This window comes from Streptomyces sp. KL109B (assembly GCF_030766935.1).
Taxonomy (GTDB): Bacteria; Actinomycetota; Actinomycetes; order Streptomycetales; family Streptomycetaceae; genus Streptomyces.
In genome coordinates this window covers 196,161-214,734 of sequence record NZ_JASERL010000006.1, presented here as the reverse complement: position 1 = coordinate 214,734, position 18,574 = coordinate 196,161, and the positions used below count along the sequence as shown (strand labels likewise).

At 71.5% G+C, this 18,574-nt stretch carries 13 protein-coding genes; 5 read left to right on the top strand and 8 right to left on the bottom strand.

Annotated elements, in window-relative coordinates:
• Positions 1-27 precede the first annotated feature (27 nt).
• The 4 genes from RBJ65_RS21795 to RBJ65_RS21780 all read right to left on the bottom strand — a co-directional run bounded on the left by RBJ65_RS21795 (position 28) and on the right by RBJ65_RS21780 (position 6,533).
• Complete coding sequence (locus RBJ65_RS21795; protein ID WP_306316807.1) at positions 28-3,294, bottom strand: NACHT domain-containing NTPase; 3,267 nt, start codon at positions 3,292-3,294, stop codon at positions 28-30.
• 214 nt (positions 3,295-3,508) lie between these two features.
• Complete coding sequence (locus RBJ65_RS21790; protein WP_306316808.1) at positions 3,509-4,120, bottom strand: bifunctional 2-polyprenyl-6-hydroxyphenol methylase/3-demethylubiquinol 3-O-methyltransferase UbiG; 612 nt, start codon at positions 4,118-4,120, stop codon at positions 3,509-3,511.
• A gap of 8 nt (positions 4,121-4,128) precedes the next feature.
• Positions 4,129-5,538, bottom strand: a complete 1,410-nt coding sequence (locus RBJ65_RS21785) for an MFS transporter (protein WP_306316809.1) — start codon at positions 5,536-5,538, stop codon at positions 4,129-4,131.
• On the bottom strand, positions 5,535-6,533 hold the full coding sequence (locus tag RBJ65_RS21780; RefSeq protein ID WP_306316810.1) for a nucleoside hydrolase: 999 nt from the start codon (positions 6,531-6,533) through the stop codon (positions 5,535-5,537). The genes RBJ65_RS21785 and RBJ65_RS21780 overlap by 4 nt, the downstream gene beginning before the upstream one ends.
• A gap of 237 nt (positions 6,534-6,770) precedes the next feature.
• Between RBJ65_RS21780 and RBJ65_RS21775 the strand changes: the two genes are divergently transcribed.
• From RBJ65_RS21775 to RBJ65_RS21765, 3 genes are all read left to right on the top strand, one after another.
• Entirely contained in the window at positions 6,771-7,553 is a 783-nt protein-coding gene (locus tag RBJ65_RS21775) for a GntR family transcriptional regulator (RefSeq protein WP_306316811.1), read from the top strand.
• A 92-nt stretch (positions 7,554-7,645) separates the two neighbouring features.
• Entirely contained in the window at positions 7,646-8,746 is a 1,101-nt protein-coding gene (locus RBJ65_RS21770) for a sulfite oxidase (RefSeq protein WP_306316812.1), read from the top strand.
• 156 nt (positions 8,747-8,902) lie between these two features.
• Positions 8,903-10,372 carry an aldehyde dehydrogenase gene (locus RBJ65_RS21765; RefSeq protein WP_306316813.1) on the top strand — a complete coding sequence of 490 codons (1,470 nt, stop codon included), beginning with the start codon at positions 8,903-8,905 and terminating at the stop codon, positions 10,370-10,372.
• Between the two features lie 80 nt (positions 10,373-10,452).
• Here RBJ65_RS21765 and RBJ65_RS21760 read toward each other — a convergent pair whose 3' ends face one another.
• Both RBJ65_RS21760 and phnA read right to left on the bottom strand, forming a co-directional pair.
• Positions 10,453-11,802, bottom strand: a complete 1,350-nt coding sequence (locus RBJ65_RS21760) for an MFS transporter (RefSeq protein ID WP_306316814.1) — start codon at positions 11,800-11,802, stop codon at positions 10,453-10,455.
• A gap of 137 nt (positions 11,803-11,939) precedes the next feature.
• Positions 11,940-13,220 carry a phosphonoacetate hydrolase gene (gene phnA / locus RBJ65_RS21755; protein WP_306316815.1) on the bottom strand — a complete coding sequence of 427 codons (1,281 nt, stop codon included), beginning with the start codon at positions 13,218-13,220 and terminating at the stop codon, positions 11,940-11,942.
• A gap of 197 nt (positions 13,221-13,417) precedes the next feature.
• Between phnA and RBJ65_RS21750 the strand changes: the two genes are divergently transcribed.
• On the top strand, positions 13,418-14,350 hold the full coding sequence (locus tag RBJ65_RS21750; RefSeq protein WP_306316816.1) for a LysR family transcriptional regulator: 933 nt from the start codon (positions 13,418-13,420) through the stop codon (positions 14,348-14,350).
• Here the strand turns inward: RBJ65_RS21750 and RBJ65_RS21745 are convergent.
• Positions 14,347-15,603 carry an MFS transporter gene (locus tag RBJ65_RS21745; protein ID WP_306316817.1) on the bottom strand — a complete coding sequence of 419 codons (1,257 nt, stop codon included), beginning with the start codon at positions 15,601-15,603 and terminating at the stop codon, positions 14,347-14,349. The two genes, RBJ65_RS21750 and RBJ65_RS21745, sit on opposite strands and share 4 nt — an antisense overlap.
• 346 nt (positions 15,604-15,949) lie before the next feature.
• Complete coding sequence (locus RBJ65_RS21740; RefSeq protein ID WP_306316818.1) at positions 15,950-16,981, bottom strand: LacI family DNA-binding transcriptional regulator; 1,032 nt, start codon at positions 16,979-16,981, stop codon at positions 15,950-15,952.
• 236 nt (positions 16,982-17,217) lie between these two features.
• On the opposite strand from RBJ65_RS21740, the gene RBJ65_RS21735 reads away from it, so the two are divergent.
• Positions 17,218-18,573, top strand: coding sequence for an extracellular solute-binding protein (locus RBJ65_RS21735; protein ID WP_306316819.1), 1,356 nt, complete (start codon positions 17,218-17,220; stop codon positions 18,571-18,573).
• The last annotated feature ends 1 nt before the right edge of the window (position 18,574 follow it).

The window sequence follows — 18,574 nt, the reverse complement described above, 5'->3', positions numbered from 1 at the left end:
GCTACTCCTTCCTGGTGTGCGGGGCTGTCAGGGCTGAACGAGTTCGACGCCGTCGGGGACGCCGGAGGCCCGGTGCAGACGGGTGTCGGCGTGGACGGTCCGCAGCCGGGGGAAGGCCCGCAGCCACTCCATGTGCGGATCGAATGCGTGGCTGAACCACAGGTGGGTCAGCCGGTCGGGCGGCAGGTGGGCGGTCAGCTGGTCCGGGGTGAGCGGGCCCGTGACACGTACCCGGGGGCGTCCGCCGAGTGCGGCCAGGGTCTGGAGCTCCTTGAGGTCGGACACGGGGAACCAGAGGTCGGTCTCGTCGAGGTGGGCGATGATCTCCTCGGCGTAGCGGTCGGTGTCGAAGTTGCGCCAGGCGCCCGCCAGTTGGGACCGGATCTCCAGGTGGTCGCGGTCGCGCAGGAGGGTGAGGTAGTCGATGGCCCGGTCGTCACCCACGTAGGTCGCGGTGATGGCGAGGAGGTGGGCCTCGTCGTCGGGGACGACCGTCGGGTCCGGGAGCACGTCCAGGGCGACGGCACCGGCCCAGCCGAGGGCGCGGGCGGCGGCGGGGGTGGTGGGGTGCGTGAGCGCCTTGGTGAACCGCAGCACGCGGGCGTGGATGGCCGGGTCGATGTTGTCGGCCTCGTCCAGACTGGCCACGGCGAGGAGCTTGCGCCGGTAGGCGTCGACACGGTGCGCACCGCTGTGCGGAGCGATCAACCCCCGAAGCAGTTCGGCCTGTTCGTCGGGGCGGGCCTGGGCCACGGCCATCCGTACGACATCCGCCCACTCGGGGCGATGAGCGTTGTTGAGGAGCAGGTCGAATTCGTGCCGCCGCACCAGTTCGCTCGCCGCCAGATAGTCGCGGAACACGTCGTGGCTGAACTCGACCTTGTCGGGCGCGGGTTCGTGGAGCAGTCCGGTGCGCTCCAGGAGGTACCGGTAGACGCCTTCGGCGCCGCCCCACGCGTCGGCCTCGGGAAACATGTCGAGGCTTCGCTGGATGGCCTCGAACGCCTCGGCGCCATCCATCTGAGGGCGGTCGTTGCGCAGCATCCAGTAGGCCAGGATCTGCAGCAGCTGCCGTTTGGGCCCCAGCGGGATCTCCACGTGCGCCGTTCCCGCGATGTGCCGTGCCCGGTCCCGGCGTTCGAGGAGCATCCACAGGGCCGCCTCATACAACTCCTGGCGCCCACGGGGCACTCCACCGCGGTCCCGGTGCAGGGCGCAGAGCACCCCGCACAGCAGCGGGCTCGCGACGAGTCGTTGCAGCTCACCCGAGAGCCGAATGGACAGCAGGAAGTTCTCCTCAAGGTGGTCGAGCCGACCCGCCTCCCCCACGGGTGCGGTCGCGCGTGTGGCGCGGTACCAGCTCCGGACGAACCTCGTCACCTCGTGGCGGTTCATCGGGGCGAGCCGCAACTCGCTGAAGCCCTCGGCCGCAAGCCAGTCGTCGGGTACGGCAGACGGCCTGGTGGTGACCAGCCAGACGTTGTCCGGGAAGAGGCCGATCCATTCGCGCAGGCGGTGACGGAGCCGCTCACGCTCGGCCTCCGGGATCTCGTCCGCACCGTCGACGAGCAGCAGACCGCGGCCGCTTGCCAGCACCCGCTCCGCCCAGCCCGCAGGCTGCGCGTCGGCCCCCGGATAGCCGATGGCGACGAGGAGGTCCGACGGCGGCGGGAAGCCGTCCGGCGGCAGGCGTCGCACGGACACCAGGAAGGGCACCCGGTGGCGCATGTGAGCCAGCCAGTCCGGTAGTTCGTCCATGAGCGTGGTCACGGCCAGCCACTGCATGAGCGTGGTCTTGCCGGAGCCCGCGTCGCCGCGCATCAGGACGCGCGTCTTTCCCGAGAGGGCCTGGGTCACCGGCACTGGGGCGGGGTTCGGAGCCCGGAGGGCATCGGCCGGGTCGGGCTCGCAGTGCAGGTCCAGGTAGGCGGAGTGCAGGGACCAGGAGCCGGGAGTGTGGGGCAGGTCGATGCCGTGGATGGTGAGCTGGTTGTACTGGGTGGCGGTGTCCTCGCCGAAGCGCTCTTCGAAGGCGGCGTCGGCGTCGTCCCTTTCAGGGAACCGGGACAGCAACTGGTCGACTCGGGCGGCATGTTCCGCGAGGTGTCGGTGCTGCTCGTCGTGCACGCGGGCGGCGAAGCCCGGTCGCTGCTCGAGAAGGCGCAGGAACTGGGTCACCGAGACCGTCAACAGCGCACCGTACGTCGCGGCCGCGTCGGCGCTCAGGTCCCGCGCGGCATCCCGTGACCGGGACCTTAGGTGTTCCGTGAACCCGGTCGGCCCCATGGCGACGGCTTCGGCATCGCTCATCGTGACCTCGCCCATCGCGGTGAAGCTCCGGGCGAGTGCCTGGGCGACCGCCGGGTGCTCCTCCACGGGAAGCGGCTGCGGCGACACGCGTTCAGCGCGACGCACCATCTCCCTGGTGAGTCGATGGAGGTCCGCAGGAGTCATGGTGCCGCGCCCACCGCTGAAGCTGAGGAGCCGCCGCACCGGAACGGGCCGGTCCAGCGGGTCGGACCGCCGTGCCGAAACTTCCAGCACCGTCTGGAGCAGCGAGATGACGCGGCGTTCGGCCGGACGCGCGGGCCCCCCGTCGTCCAGGAGGGGTTCACGCGTGACGTCCGGCGAGAGCTCACGCTGGACATATCGGCACGCGAGCATCAACGCCCGCTCAAACACCGCCAGTTCGGCATCGGAGAGGTCCGCCGTCCCGGTCCTCAGCCGGGTGGCGAACGCGCTCGGCGTGAGCCCCGCCGCCTCCTGCACTGTCAAGTCCAGCTCGCCGAGCCGCCGCAGCGACTGCCCCAGGGCCGCCACGACGCGCCCCCTGTCCTGCCCCACCTGAACCGCCGCCTCGACCTCCTGCAGCGGGATCGCGAACGCCCGGTCGTAGACCGTGAATCGCAGTCGGCGCAGGCCGTTCGCTCCGGGCGTGAAGGCGAAGACCGCGTCATCGGCGTCCGTGCCCCCCACGGAGTACAGCCGCGAGGCCGGGGACACGGAGTCCGTGTCGGAGGGGGTGGCGATGACGAGCAGGCGCGGGCCGTCGGCCGACTCCGCGCGCAACGGGTGGGTGGGCGGCACCGCGAGGTCGAATCGGACCCGGGCGGGGGCACCGGCCTCGGGGAAGTCGTCGAGCAGCGTGACCCGGGCCTCGCACCGCTCTCCCCCGGCCGCGTCCGTGGGGCCGCGGTCGAGGTCGGGCACGTCGTCCGAGGTGGCGAGGTCCACCAAGTAATGGGCCAGCCGCTCGAGTCCGGGCTCGGCGGTGGGCCGTAGGAGCTCCGCCACCAGAACCCGTCCAGCTTCCGGTACCGAGCCCTGCACGCCGGGCACAAGCAGCCTTTTGACCAGCGGGTGCACCATTCCCGCCGCGGAAGCACGCAGCAACGGCTCCATCGCGCCTCCCCCGAACGTCACGCTCGCCGCAATCCGTCCAAGAAATCCTAAGTCGCGGGACGCGGCCGTGGGAGCGCCTGTGGACAACTCACGTCAGCGGCGAACGTCAGTCATCCATCCGATGCACGCTCACCGCGTACCCGCCCCCCTCGTACGGCTCCGCACCCCACGTCGAGAACCGGTCGACCAGCGACAGGCCCGCCGAAGCGCAGTACGCGTCGTACTCCGGCAGCGTGATGGTGGGTGGCACCGGGAGGTGGGCGGCGTCGAGGCCGAAGCCCGTGACGAGGAGGCCGCCGGGGCGCAGGGCGGCGGCGAGGCGCTTGACCACGGTGGCCTCGGTGCCGGGGGTGAGGAGCGGGAGGACGTTTCCGGCGGCGACGACGAGTTCGAAGTCCGCGGTGATGCCGAGCGCGGCGGGGTCGAACTCGGTGAGGTCGACCTGGAACCAGGGCAGTTGAGGGGCCCGCTCCCGCGCCACCTCCAGCATCGAGGCGTCCAGGTCGATGCCCACGCAGTCGTATCCGAGTTCCGCGAGGCGGATCATGACGCGTCCGGTGCCGCAGCCGGCGTCCAGCACGCGGGCCCCTTCGGGGACGAGGGCCGCGCAGAACGACGCCTCTCCGTGTACGTCCTTTCCGCTGCGGGCCAGTGCCTCGAAGCGCTCCGCGTACTCGTTTCCGGACGTGCCACCGGTCAGTTCCTGCCATCGACTCATGAGATCGACTATAGGTCGGCTCCGGTGTCCTCCTTCGGAAGACGCAGGCAGCACGCCGTGAGCAGCGCGAGGCACGTGAAGCCGACGGAGATCCACAGCGCCTCCTGTACGCCGCCGAGCGTGCCGGTGCCGACCGCCGGGGCGACGAGCGCGATGCCGACGGACGCGCCGATGCCGAAGCAGGCGGCGTTGATGCCGGGGACCGCGCCGGGCGTGTCCTTCGGGGAGACGACGACGCCGAGCGCGTTGAGCGGGGTCATGGCGAGGCCGTTGTAGGCGACGCCGAGGGCGCAGGCGGCACCGAACAGCAGCCATCGGTTGTCCGGGAGGAGGGCCGTGACGAGGAGGACGAGAATGCTGAGTCCGAGGCCCGTGCGCAGCAGGACGAGCCAGCCCGTGCGGGGTGCCAGCCAGCCGGTCAGCGGTGCGGAGAGCAGGCCGATGGCGGCGGGCGGCGTGAGGTAGAGCAGCGAGGAGAGGGTCGCGCTCATGCCGAAGCCGAACTCCCCGTCCTGGCTGAGCAGGACGAACGTGAAGTTGATCGCGGAGAAGACGCCGATCAGGGTCAGCAGGGTCGTCGCTAGCAGCGGCCACACCTGGCGGGAGCGCAGGTGCTGTACGGCGATGAGCGGGGCCGTGCGGCGCTTCTCCGTCTGCCAGAAGACGAGCAGGAGGACGAGCGCGCCTGCCAGGAGGGCGAGCGGCAGCGGCGCCGACCAGCCGTGTTCGGAGCCCTTGCTGAGCGCGAGGTTGACGCAGACGAGCGCGGCGGACAGGGCGGTGGCGCCCCACCAGTCCATCGGGCGCCCGGACTTGGGCGCGACCTCGGGCAGGAAGCGCAGCAGCAGGGCGATCGCGGCCAGGCCGACGACGAGGATGGCGCCGAAGATCCAGCGGAAGCCGACGGTGTCCGCGACGACGCCGCCGATCAGGCCGTCGAGCCCGCCGACGCCGCCGTTGATGGCGGTGACGACGCCGAGGGCCGGGCCGAAGCGCGCCGGGCTCATGGTGTCGCGCAGCAGCATGTACGTGACGGGGAAGGTGGCTCCGGAGGCGCCCTGGAGGATGCGTCCGGCGATGAGGACCGGGACGTTGGGTGCGACCGCGGCGATCAGCGCGCCGAGGCACATGGTGACCATCGAGGCGAGCAGGATGCGGCGGCGGCCCACCCGGTCGCTGAGCCGCCCGAGGACGACACCGGCGACTCCGCCGACGAGGAAGAAGAGGTCCTGCGCGCCCGAGACGTCGGAGGCGGCGACGTTCAGCTCGCGGGCGATCTCGGGGAGCGCGGGTGTGACCATGGAGGCGCCGAGCTGGAACGCGACCACGGCGACGATGAGCGCCGTGAGCAGCAGGCCGTGCGAACTCCCGCCGAGAACCGCCTTCTTGGCGGACGCGGCGGGCGCGGCGCCGCTCATGACCGGGCCCCGGAAGACGGCGCGGTCCCGGCGGTGGCCATGGTGGTGAGGCGCTCCACGAGCCGGTCGGGGAACGTGCCGTCGGTCTCCAGGAGGACGCGGGCGTTGGCCTCGGCGGTGCGCGGGTAGCCGCGGTACATGCCGCGGGTATCGGCGACGAGTTCGCCGCGCGCGGGCCCTTGTGTGGTGTCGACGGTGACGTGCAGCTGTGGGGCGAGCACGGGGGTGAGCTCGCCGACGGCCATGGCGGCGGCCAGCGGGTCGTGGCAGGCGGAGGCGCGGAACGGGAACACGATCCGCTCGTGGAAGTCGAAGTAGACGTCGAGGGCGTCGGCGGCGAAGCGGCTGAGCGGGGTGCCGTGGGCGCGCAGCCGGTCCTGGTGGGCGGGGGTGAGGCGCTCGCGCATGGTCACGTCGAGGGGGACGATCGTCACCTCCCAGCCGGCGGCGATGACCCGCTCGGCCGCCTCGGGGTCGTTGCCGATGTTGGCCTCGGCGCGGGGGCCTACGTTGCCGGGGTGGTGGACGGCGCCGCCCATCACCGTGACGTGGCGGACGAGTTCGGGCAGGCGCGGCTCGCGCTCCAGGGCGTGGGCGAGGTTGGTGAGGGGTGCGGTGGCCAGGATGTGCAGGTCGCCCCCGGCCTCGTACGCGGTGTCGATGATGAGCTGTACGGCGTCGCGGCGGTCGATCTCGGCGGTGGGCGGCGGGAGTTGGATGTTGCCGATGCCGTTGTCGCCGTGCACGTGGGTGGCGTACTCGGGCTCGGCTCCGGTGAGCGGGGTGGCGGCTCCGGCGGCTACGGGGATGTCGGTGCGGCCGGCGAGTTCGAGCACCTGGAGGGTGTTGGTCGCGGCCTGTGCGGCGCTGGTGTTGCCCGCGACGGTGGTGACACCACGGAGGTCCGCTCCGGGGGTGCCGGCGAGGTAGAGGAGGGCGAGGGCGTCGTCGACGCCGGTGTCGCAGTCCATGAGCAGGGGCAGGGGGGCGTTCATCGGGGGCCTTTCGGTGTCACGAACTCTGAGCGGCTCGAGCGACTTGAGCGGCTTGAGCGACTTCGAGTCTCAGTTGTCTGACAACTGGATTCGGGTGGGAGCGTAAGCACCGATCCGCAGGGCTGACAAGAGGTTGATTTGTGACGTTGACCGGCGTATCGCGCGAGGTGCATGCCGATCCCGGCATCCACCGCACCCGAGACACGTCTGACAACCTCCCGTCGGACAATGGATGACATGACCGAGAGGCCCCGCTCCATGACCGCACGTGCACCTCACCGCCGACCGCCCCGCGTCGAGCTGTACGAGCGGATCGTCGCCGCGATCCACGACGGCACCTTCCCGCCCGGTTCCGTACTGCCGTCGGAGCCTGCGCTCGCCGGGGAGCTGGGGGTGAGCCGCCCCGCCCTGCGCGAGGTGCTGATCCTGCTCCAGGAGGACGGCGTGATCACCCGCAAGCACGGGGTGGGGAGCCGGGTCAGTCACCAGCTGCCGCCGCGCGGCCTCGAACGCCTCTCCCCTGTCGAGGCCCTGCTCGACACCCAGCACGTGCACGGCCGTCGGCTCGCCGCCAGCCGGGACATGCCCACCGACTTCTCCGCGCACCACCTGCGGCTGTCCGGCAGTGACAGCACCTGGTTCTGGGAGACCCTGCTGTCGGCCGACGGCGTGCCCGCGTGCTTCGCGCACGAGTGGGCCGTCGATGACACCATGCTCGCCGAGGTCGTCCCCGAAGGACCCGAGCTGCTCGACGGCGCGGCCGGGGCGAGCGGCGTCGAGGCCGGCGACCGCAGCATGAGCGCCGTCCTCCTCGCCGCCACCGACGCCCCGCTCACCGGCCGCAGCACCGTCGGGGCGACCGTGCTCGGCGAGGAGCGCGGCACGGCGATGGGGCGGCCCGCGCAGACCCCGGCGACGCTCGTCACGCAGGTCGTGTCCTGGGGCAGCCAGCCGGTGTTCGCCGCGAAGTACCTGTACCCGGCGGGCGCCCCGCTGCTGCACGTCCGCCAGCGCCGGTGACCGCCACGCTCGCGTAGGACATAGACCGCGGTTATGCCCCCATAGGGGACCAATGGCTAGCAGCCCGCGCCGTGCGCGCCCACCGTGGAGCCATGGCGACAAGCGACGCAGCAGTCAGCACGGTGCCCGGAGTGGTCAAGCCGATCTCGGACGAGTTCATGGAGGACACCGGTACCGGACTCGACTTCGGTACCAGGGCGGACCGGATGCCGGGCCGTCTCACCTCCAACGACCACTTCTTCGTCCGCAGCCACTCCCCCACACCCCGCATCGACGCCGACCGGTGGTCCCTGCGGATCGGGGGCGACGGTGTCGAGGCGCCCGTCACCTTCGGCTACGACGATCTGTGGCGGGCGTTCCCGCTTGTCTCCGTCACGCGCACGATCGAGTGCGCGGGCAATCGGCGGGTGCTGTTCGGCCGGGAGCACGGTCGGCGCATCGCCGGTACGCCGTGGGGGCGTGGCGCCGTCAGCACCGCCGAGTGGACCGGCGTACGGCTGCGGGACCTGCTGGAGGCGGCGGGCGTGCGACCGGACGCGCACGATGTGATGCCGGTGGCGCTCGACGAGTGCCGGGCCCGGCGGCCGATGTCCCTGGACAAGGCGCTGGCCGACGACACACTCCTCGCGCTGGCCATGAACGGCGAGCCGCTGCCGCCCGACCACGGCTACCCGGCGCGGGTCGTGGTGTCGGGGTGGCTGGGCGCGGCCAGCATCAAGTGGGTCGGCGCGATCGAGGTGTCACGGGCGCCGATCCAAGTGCCGTGGAACACCGAGGACTACGTGCTCATCGGCCCCGAACACCCGGCGCACGGGCCCGTCCTTGGCACACCCATCAACGCGCTGCCGGTGACCAGCCTGGTGGAACTCGACTGGCCCGCCCGCCTGGAACCGCGTCCCCAACTCGTCCGCGGACGGTCCTTCGCCGGGGAGCAGCGCATCGCGTCGGTGGCGTACAGCATCGACCGGGGCCCCTGGCGGGAGGCCCGGCTCACCGACTCCGGGGAGGCGGGGGCCTGGACCCGCTGGGACTTCTCCTGGCACCCCGAGCCGGGCGAACACACCATCTCCGTGCGCGCCACCGACGACACGGGCCGCACCCAGCCGGCCCACGTCCCGTGGAACCGGCTCGGGTATCTGAACAACCAGATCCTCGACCATCCCGTGCGCGTCACGGCGAAGCCCGCGAGCTGACCGGCGGCCGACGCGTCGCGCGGGCCGCTCGACGAGGCACCGGACCCGCGATAGCCAGCCCCTATACCCGGTATTGGCGGATCACCCGTTGTTCGCCCGCTGCCCAGCGGGTGAAGGTGGCGAGGACGATCCCACCGGCTGCGAAGGAGCAGGGGCATGGCTGTGCGGTTCGAAGTGGCGGGGTATCTGACGGAGAACCATATCGGCGGACAGTGGGTCTCGGCCCAGTCGGGGCAGCGCCGCCCCGATGTGAACCCGGCCGACTTCTCCGATGTTCTGGGCGAGTTCGCGGAGTCCGGCGGCGCCGACGTGGACCTCGCGGTCGAGGAGGCCCGGCGGGCGCTCGACCACTGGCGCGGCATCGGACCCATCAAACGGGCGGCGTATCTGACGAAGGCGCTGCACATCCTGGGGCGCCGCGAACGGGAACTGGCGTACGCGATCACGCGCGAGCAGGGCAAGCTCCTGAAGGAGGCCACGGGCGAGGTCCAACGGGCCATGGCGGTCCTGGAGTTCACGGCCGGTCAGGCCCGGCTGCTGGGCGGGGTCACCGCTCCGGCGGAGGAGGAGCGCACGTTCGCGTACACCTTCCGCAAGCCGATCGGTGTGGTGGGGCTGATATCGCCGTGGAACTTCCCGCTCGCCATCCCGATGTGGAAGGTGGCGCCCGCGCTGCTCGCGGGCTGCACCGCGATCCTCAAGCCCTCGCCGCTGACGCCGCTCACCTCGGCGCTGCTGGTCGACGTCTTCCACGAGGCGGGGCTTCCGGACGGCGTGCTCAATCTGGTGCAGGGCGACGCGGCGGCCGGTGAGGCGCTCGTCGCGAACCCGGGCGTGGCCGGCATCAGCTTCACCGGTTCGCTGCCCGTCGGCACCGCGATCCATACGGGCGGCGCCGGGCGGCTGCTGCGTACGCAGCTGGAACTCGGCGGCAAGAACGCGGTCGTGGTGTGCGACGACGCCGACCTCGACAAGGCGGTGGACGCCGTCGTGCACGGGGCGTTCGGGCAGGCGGGGCAGCGGTGTTCGGCGACCAGCCGGGCCGTCGTCGACGTACGGGTGCGCGAGGAGTTCCTTGAGCGGCTCGTGGCCCGGGTCGCGCATCTGCGGGTGGGGCCCGGCTTCGACGAGGCGTCCGAGCTGTGCCCGGTGGTGGACCCCGTACGGCTCGACGCGGCGCTCGCCGCGATCGCGGGCGCGCAGCGCGACGGCGGAAAGGTGGTGTGCGGCGGGGGCCGCGAGGAGCGCCCCGATCTCGCGGAGGGCTGCTACGTCCAGCCGACGGTGATCCGGGACGTGCCGTGGGACGCAGAGTTGGCGCAGGAGGAGGTGTTCGGCCCGGTACTCGCGGTGGTGGACGCCGAGGACTTCGACGACGCGCTGCGGATCGCGAACTCGGTGAAGTACGGCATGTCCGGGACGGTGTTCACCGCCTCGCAGACCCGCGCGTTCGAGGCCCTCGACCGCTTCGAGGCGGGCATGCTGCACGTCAACCGGCCCGGTGTCGGCGCGTACGCGCACCTGCCGCACATCGGCGACAAGGCCAGCCAGTACGGCCCGCCGGAGTGCTCGCCGGAGGTCTTCGACTTCTATACGTCGTGGCACTCGGCCTGCATCACGTACTGAGCGCCCGCCAGCACCACTGAATAGGGCCGGTTCCCCTCCGAGGGGAACCGGCCCTATTCAGTACGTGGCGCGTACGTGCGTCAGCGCGTCGCCAGTGTCTCCTCGGCCGGGCCGAAGGCCGTGCGCGGGCGGCGGTTCCAGTGCGGGATCATGACCGCGCCGGCCAGCGCGGCGGCGACGGAGAAGAGCAGGAACAGGGCGGAGCCGGAGAGGAATCCGGGCAGCAGGCCGCCGAGGATCGCGCCGACCGAACCACAGCCGTTGACCATGCCGGCGGCCGTGCCCGCGCCCTCCTCGGCCCCGAAGTCCACCGCCGCGACACACGAGATCATCGAGTCGGCGGCGTACACGGAAAGGCCGATCACGGCGAGCAGGACGACCATGACACCGACGCTGTCGGTCGCGGTGAGCGGAATGAACAGGGCCAACACGACGGTCAGCAGGGCGAGGGACAGCACGCAGGCGGGCACGCGGCGGGACTGGAAGAGCTTGTCCGAGACCCAGCCCACGGCGATCGGCGCGACCACGCCCGCGGCGCCGAACGCGACCGGGATGACCGTGGCCGCCACCTTGTCGACGTTCGGCAGCCGTTGGCTGACCAGCACCGGACCCCACAGCAGGATCGCGTAACGGGCCGGTTTGAGCAGGAAGTAGGCGGCGCCGAGGGTGAGCACCATGGGGTCGCGCAGGGTCTTGCGGTACAGGGCGAGACTGCTGCCGCGCTGCTTGGTGTCGCCGACCTGCTCCGAACTCCCCTCCCCCTCGGGCGCGTTGCACTGGAAGACGACGAAGAGCACGAGGACGACCGCGAGCGTCGCGGAGCCGCAGAAGAACGCCGCGTGCCAGCTGTCGAAGACGGAGTACGCGAGCCAGCCGAGGAACGGGGGCGCCGCGAGGCCGCCGAACGCGTAGTTGGTGGACCAGAATCCCAGCACCCGGCCGCGCTCGGCGACCGGGAAGAACGCGCCCATGTTCTTGCACAGCGGCGCCCAGCCCGCCGACTGCGCCAGGCCCTGGATCACCATGGCGCCGCCGAACACGAGCAGCGCGCTGGAGGCACCCATCAACAGCCCGGCGCCGATCGCGCCGACCATGCCGGTGATGACGACGACGCGCGGACCGAAGCGGTCGGACCACGCTCCCCAGACGAACTGGCCGACGGCGTAGGCGGCGAGGTAGACCGCGTCGATGACACCGAGGACGCGTTCGGAGAGGGTGTGGGAGAGGACGGGGTCGTCCAGGATGCCCAGCTTGGCGACGGAGAACGCCTGCCGGACGAAGTAGAAGCCCGCGTACGCGATCCAGGTGACCGCGAAGATCTGCCAGCGCAGCCGGGGGCTCACCAGATGCGGGTGGACGGTGCGTTGGGCCTCACGCGTGGTGACAGGTGGGTCGGTGGATGGTGTGTCGGTGGCTGGTGTGTCGGTCACAGGTGGGTCGGTCACAGGTGGGTCGGTTTCGGCCATGGGGAGTCCAATCCTCGGCGGATCCGGATATGGCACGGCCCCGGCGCGCACCTCGGCGGCGCGCCGGGGCCGGAGTTGACGTACCGACTGCCCCTTACTGGTCAGGCGCCGAGCGCCTCCCCCGCCGCCGCGTGGCAGCCGATCCAGTAGGCGTCGAAATTGCGCAGGTGGTGTCCGGCCGGTACCTCGACGGGCCGGTTGACCAGGACGGGCACGCGCTGTTCGGTCAGGCCGCCGTGCGAGCGCAGCGGCTCCTTGAAGCCGGAGATGTCGTGGCGGGCGGCGGTGGTGCCGAGCACGGTGTTGCGCTCGGCGATGACGACGAGGTCGCCGATCCGGTCCCCGGGCAACTCGAAGCGCGCACACGCCTGTTCACGCGTGAGCACGGTGTCGACGCCGTCGACCGCCGCGAGCCGCTCGCGCAGGGTGTCGCGGTCCGCGCCGTCCGGCAGGTGCACGGTCGCGTAGGAACCGAGGGCTCCGTGGTGGACGGTGTACGGGTCGGTGATCGGCAGGATGACGCGACTGGCGCCCTCACCGGTCTCGGCGTCGAACCAGTCGGACAGGAAGACAACTTGGGCCTCGCCCTCGATGTCGGACTTGGCGTTCATGCCGTGGTCGGCGGTGACGACGAGGACGGCGCCGAGCGCGTCGATCCGCTCGAAGTACCGGTCGAGCATGGCGTAGAAGCGGTTGGCGACCGGGGAGCCGGGGGCGTGCTTGTGCTGGATGTAGTCGGTGAGGGACAGGTACATGAGGTCGGGCCTGTCGCGCTGCAGGACGTCGCAGCCCGCGGCCATGACCAGCTCGCTCAACTCGGCGCTGTACACGGAGGGCAGCTCGAAGCCGGTCGACTCCAGGACCTTCTCGATGCCGTTGTCGGCGAGGGTGACCTGGTCGGCCTTCTCGGCGGAGAAGCAGATGCCGCCCTCGGCGAGCCCGCTGCCCAGCAGGCGGCGCAGCTTGTCCTTGGCGGTGATGACGGCGACCTTGGCACCGGACTGCGAGAAGGTCGCGAACAGGGTGGGCGCCCGCAGCAGTTCGGGCGCGTTCATCATGACTTCTTCGCCGGACTCGGTGTCGTAGAAGTAGTTGCCGCAGATGCCGTGGACGGCGGGCGGCACTCCGGTGGCGATGGAGAGGTTGTTGGGGTTGGTGAAGGAGGGCATCGTGCAGGCGCCGCGCAGATCGCTGCCGCGCGCCAGCATGGACTCGGTGAACGGCATCAGGCCGTCCGCGATCGCCCGCTCGTGGTAGGCGTCCTCGCTGCCGTCGATGCAGACGACCACGACCGGACGGCCGGGGCGCGGGTAGCTCCGCCCGTTCACGGTGAGCCGGCCGTCGGCGGGGGTCTGCGATGCGGTGCCGGCGACAGGATTCATGTACGTCCACCCCTGTGGGTCGTAGGTGCGGGAGCCGTGGGGCGTCCCTCGATTTCCATGGGTACCACCGGCGTTCCGGGGTGCAGAACCACGAAGTTCGCTATGGCCGCCATAGCCGTACGAGTCCGGGGGCCGGTCGGCACGGGTGTTCCCGCGCCCTGTCCGGCCGATCAGTAGTGGGCTACGCTCCCAGCCCTATGGAGCTCAATCTGCACCGCCTGTGGATCTTCCTGAAGGTCGTGGAACACCAGGGTTTCTCCGCCGCCGCGCACGAGCTGTACATGAGTCAGCCCTCGGTCTCCAACCAGGTACGGCGCCTTGAGCAGACACTGAAGGTGACACTCGTGGACCGTTCGGGCGCGCGGGCCAGGCCGACGGCCGAGGGCGAGGTGCTCGCCTCGTACGCGAAGCGGGTCTTCCTGCTGGCGGACGAGGCGGTGGCCGCGGTGCAGCAGGTGTCCTCGCTGGAGCACGGGCGGCTGATGGTGGGTGGCTCGACGACGGTCGGTACGTACCTCCTGCCTGCCCTGCTCGCCCGGTTCCGCGCGCGGTATCCGGGCGTGGAGTGCGATGTGTTCGTCGGCAACAACAAGGAGGTGGCCGAGCGGCTCTCGGCCGGTGACATCGGCATCGCGGTGGTGGCGGGCGGACCGGCTCCGACGTCCGGGCTTCTCGTCGAGCCGGTGCTGGAGGAGCGTCTCGTGCTCGTCGCCCGCACCGGCCATCCGCTCGCCGCGCACACCGGGCCCCTTGAGCCTCAGCTGCTCGCGGGTGAGTGCTTCCTGATGCGGGAGCCGGGCTCGCACACCCGCAGCGAGCAGGAGCGGGTCCTGGAGTCGTGGGGCATCACGGAGACCGTGTCCCGGTCCGACGTGTGGGGGCCGGAGGCGGTCAAGCAGTGTGTCGGGGCGGGGCTCGGCGTCGCGCTCATCTCGGAGCACGCGATCGTCGACGACGTGGAACGCTCCGGCGCCCTCACCATCCTCCCCGTCTCCCCCGAACCGAGCCCCCGCCCGGTCTCCCTGGCCCGCCGCCGCGACCGCCTCCTGTCCCCGGCCGAGCGGGCGTTCGTGCAGTTGCTGCGTTCGCCGGACGGGAGTTGGCCGCGGGAGCTGGGGGAGCCGGCCTAGCAGCTGGGGCGTGACCGTCGTGCGTCGTCGTGGTGTGTCGATTCCGGCGGGGCGGTGTCCCGTGCGCCGCCGCCCGTCCCGGCCGCGGCCCCGGTGGATTGGTGGCTCGCCCGGCCCCCGCCACCCGCCACCGCGACCACGATCGCGACGAGTGCCATCCCCGCGGACAGCGCGGTGAACCCGGCCGTGAACGTCGCCACCTGCGCGGCGAGTCCGAGTACCAGGGAGCCGAGGCCGGTCCCGGAGTCGTAGCCGATGTTCCAGAAGACCGACGTGGTCTGCCGGTTCGCGACTCCTGCCCGGTCGAGCGCCTGCACGAGGGTGATGCTCTGCAGCCCTCCGTACGTCGCCCCCAGCAGCACGACGCCCGTCAGGAGCACGGCGAGCGGGGGCTGCCCGGTGCGGACGGCGAGCGCTATCAGCGCGAGTCCGGCGCAGCCGACGACCAGGAGGGCGAAGGTCAGCGGGCGCGGGGAGAAGCGGTCGGCGAGGACTCCGCAGCCCCAGCGGGCGAGCGCGGCGGTGGCGGCGAAGAGGAACAGCGCCGTCGCCGCGACGGCCGCGCCACCGGCGAACTGCGGCGCGAACGTCAGGACCGCGCCTCCCGCCGCCGTCACGAGCAGCAGCGTCACCAGGGGCAGGAGCATGCGGCGCAGCACCGTGAGATTGGCGCGGACGCCTGCCGCCGCCGTCTGTTCCGGTGCGAGCCGCGGCGTCCGGGCCTCGACCTCGCTCCCCAGGCGCGGGGCGAACGGCAGGCCGAGCACGGGCAGCACACCGCAGGCGATGAGTACGGGCAGGGGCAGCGCGGCGGCCAGGGCGGGGGCGGCCGGGGTGAGCACCATCTGCGGCACGGAGAGCGCGAGACCGTACAGGCCGATGGCCGCTCCCTGCCGACCGGCGGGCGCCAGGGTCGCGGTCGCGGTGGAACCGCACACGGTGATGATGCCGAAACCGAGCCCGCGCAACGCGGTCGTCGTCAGCACCACCCACAGGCTGTCGCTGAGCGCCTGCACCGGCGCGGGCAGCCCCAGCAGCAGGGCGCCAAGCGCGAGCGTGCGGCTCCAGCCGAGCCTGCGCAGCACCGTCTTGACGAGCAGCTGGGCCAGCACCGTGAAGCCCATCAGCGTGGCGGTGACGAGCCCGGCACCGAGCTCGTCGGCTCCGCCGCGCATGGCCCACTCCGGGGATACGGGCAGCAGGAGGGCGAAGCCGGCGAGGCAGAAGGACACCAGGAGGAGCAGGTGGGGCATGCCGGGGGCGGTGAGGACGGAGGTTCCCGTGGGGTTCGTGGACCGTCGCTTCCTGGATCGTCGGTTCATGGGCAGTGGAGTCATCGGCAGTCGAGCTTTCTGCGCCGCCCGGGTGGGCTGACGTAGACATCGGGTGGACGGCCGGACGGTGCGCCGATGACCTCCTCGTGCCACAACTTCGGGTGGTCGGCTCGAGGTTGTTCCGGGGCGACGACCGGGCCGTCCTCGTGACTGTAGGGGACAACGGGCCGGGGGGGGCACCGGTGCCCCCACCAGGCGTGGGCCGTGCTGGTGCCGTGCCCCGCCGCCGCACCCGTTCACCCCACCGCGCCGCGCACCGGCCCGCTCATCCCACCGCCGCCGTCGACTCCCGTACGACGAGTTGCGTGGCGAGTTCCACGCGGTGTGTGTCGGGTTGTTCGCCGCGGGCCTGGCGCAGGACGGCGCGCAGGGCCGCGCGGCCCATCTCCCGCAAGGGCTGGGCGACGGAGGTCAGCGCGGGGACGGAGTCCTGGGCGAGGACCGTGCCGTCGAAGCCGACGAGGCTCAGGTCCTCGGGGACCCGGATGCCGCGGCGCCGGGCCTCGCGCAGCACGCCGACGGCGATGGCGTCGTTGCCCGCGAAGATCGCGGTCGGCGGGCGCTCCCGGGACAGGAGCGCCGTCAGGCCCTCGATGCCGTGCTCGGCGCGGAAGTTGCCGTGCAGGACGAGTCCGGGGTCGGGCTCGATGCCGCGCGAGGTGAGCGCGGACAGCTGCCCGTGCAGGCGGGCCTGGTTGCACTCGATCGCCTCCGGTCCGCCGAGGTAGGCGATGCGGCGGTGGCCGAGGTCCAGGAGGTGTTCGGTGGCGGCCCTGCCGCCCGCCCAGTTGGCGGCGCCGACGCTGACGACGTCGGCCGGTGGCGGGTTGAAGGAGTCGATGACGACGACGGGGACGCGGCGCCGGACAAAGGCGTTGAGCCCCGCCTCCCCGAAGGCCGAGGTCACGACGATCGCTCCGGCCCGCCCTTCGCTGATCATCCGCTGCGCCTTGCGGCCGAGGTCGAGCCCGGCGGCCCGCTGCCCGCCCGTCGTACTGACGACGACCTCGACCCCGGTCCGCGCGGCGTGGTCGAGGATGCCGCCCAACAGGGCCGAGGGGTAGGCGGATTCGATCGAGTCGAAGGCGACCTCGACGACGTCCGGGCCGGAGGGTGTGCGGCGCTGCGACGGCGAGCGGTAGCCGGCCTCCTCCAGTGCGGCCAGCACCTTCGCGCGGGTCTCGTCGGCGACGTCCGCGCGGCCGTTGACGACCTTGGACACGGTGGCCGTGGAGACCCCGGTGCCACGTGCGATGGCGGCCAGCGTCGGCCTGGCCGAGGGGGACGGGAGCGGCATGTGACTTCCTGGGGTCGAGGTCTCGGACTTCGAAACTTTTTCGGTGTCGGCAGCTTGAGATGCGGCGCAGGCCGCGTCAACCCTGTCCGCCAAATCTTTTCGCTGCGCGGCCACTTGACCGTCCCACTCGGCACTTCTACGGTTCCGACGTCTCGATCATCCGTCGAAATATTTCGAGCCCCGCCCGTCATGTTTCGAGCCCCGCCCGTCTCTCAGAGTTGAGGAACGGAGACTCCATGGCCCCTCGCGGACCCCGCACACCCCATACACGCCGCACACCCCGCACAGCCGCCGCCGCGCTCTGCGCCACCGCCCTCGCCCTGTCCCTCTCCCTCACCGCCTGCGGCTCCGCGGGGCCCGGCGCCGGTACCGGATCGGCCACCATGTGGGGGCTCAACGGCGGTGACCAGGCCGTGCTCGAGGACTCCGTCGACACCTGGAACAAGGCGCACCCCGGAGAGGACATCCGGCTCGACTTCTTCGCCAACGACGCCTACAAGACGAAGGTCCGCACGGCCGTCGGCGCGGGCAAGGGGCCGACGTTCATCTACGGGTGGGGCGGCGGCGTCCTCAAGTCGTACGTGGACGCCGGCCAGGTCGTCGACCTCTCCTCGTACCTGGACAGACACCCCGAGGTCCGGGACCGCTATCTGCCCTCGGTCCTGGACAACGGCGTCGTCGACGGGAAGACGTACGCGCTCCCGAACGGCCGCTCCCAGCCCATCCTGCTCTACTTCAACAGGGACGCCCTCGCGAAGGTCGGGGCCGAGCCGCCCGAGACGTGGGCCCAACTCATGGACCTCGTACCGAAGTTCAAGAAGGCGGGCATCGCGCCGTTCGCCCTCGGCGGCCAGTCGAAGTGGCCCGACCTCATGTGGCTCGAATACCTCGTCGACCGGATCGGCGGCCCCGAGGTCTTCGCCGACATCGCCGCGAACAAGCCGGGCGCCTGGTCCCACCCCGCCGTCACCGAGGCACTCACCAAGATCCAGCAGCTGGTCGACGCGGGCGGCTTCGCCGACAGCTTCACATCGAGCGCCGCGGACAACGGCTCCGACCTGGCCCTCCTCCACACGGGCAAGGCCGCCATGCTGCTGCACGGCGGCTGGCTGTACCAGACCATCAAGGCAAACCTCCCGGAGGCCATCGAGGACCGCACCATCGGCTGGACCACCTTCCCCACGGTCGCGGGCGGCAAGGGCAGCCCGGCGAACCTCGTCGGCAACCCGACCAACTACTGGTCGCTCTCCGCCAAGGCCACCGCGTCCCAGAAGAAGGCCGCGCTCGCCTACCTCAAGAACGGCATGTTCAGCGAGCGCCACACCCAGGAACTCATCGACTCCGGCACGGTGCCCGTCGTCAAGGGCATCAAGAAGCGCCTTGAGGCGGCCGAGGACAAGGACTTCCTGACCTTCGTCTACGAACTCACCAAGAACACACGGAACTTCACGCTCTCCTGGGACCAGGCCCTCAGTCCGGCCCAGGCCGAAGCGCTCCTGGTCAACCTCGACCAGATCTTCCTCAAGAAACTCACCCCCGGCCAGTTCGTCGACAAGATGAACGCCACGATCAACACCACGATCGAGGAGTAGC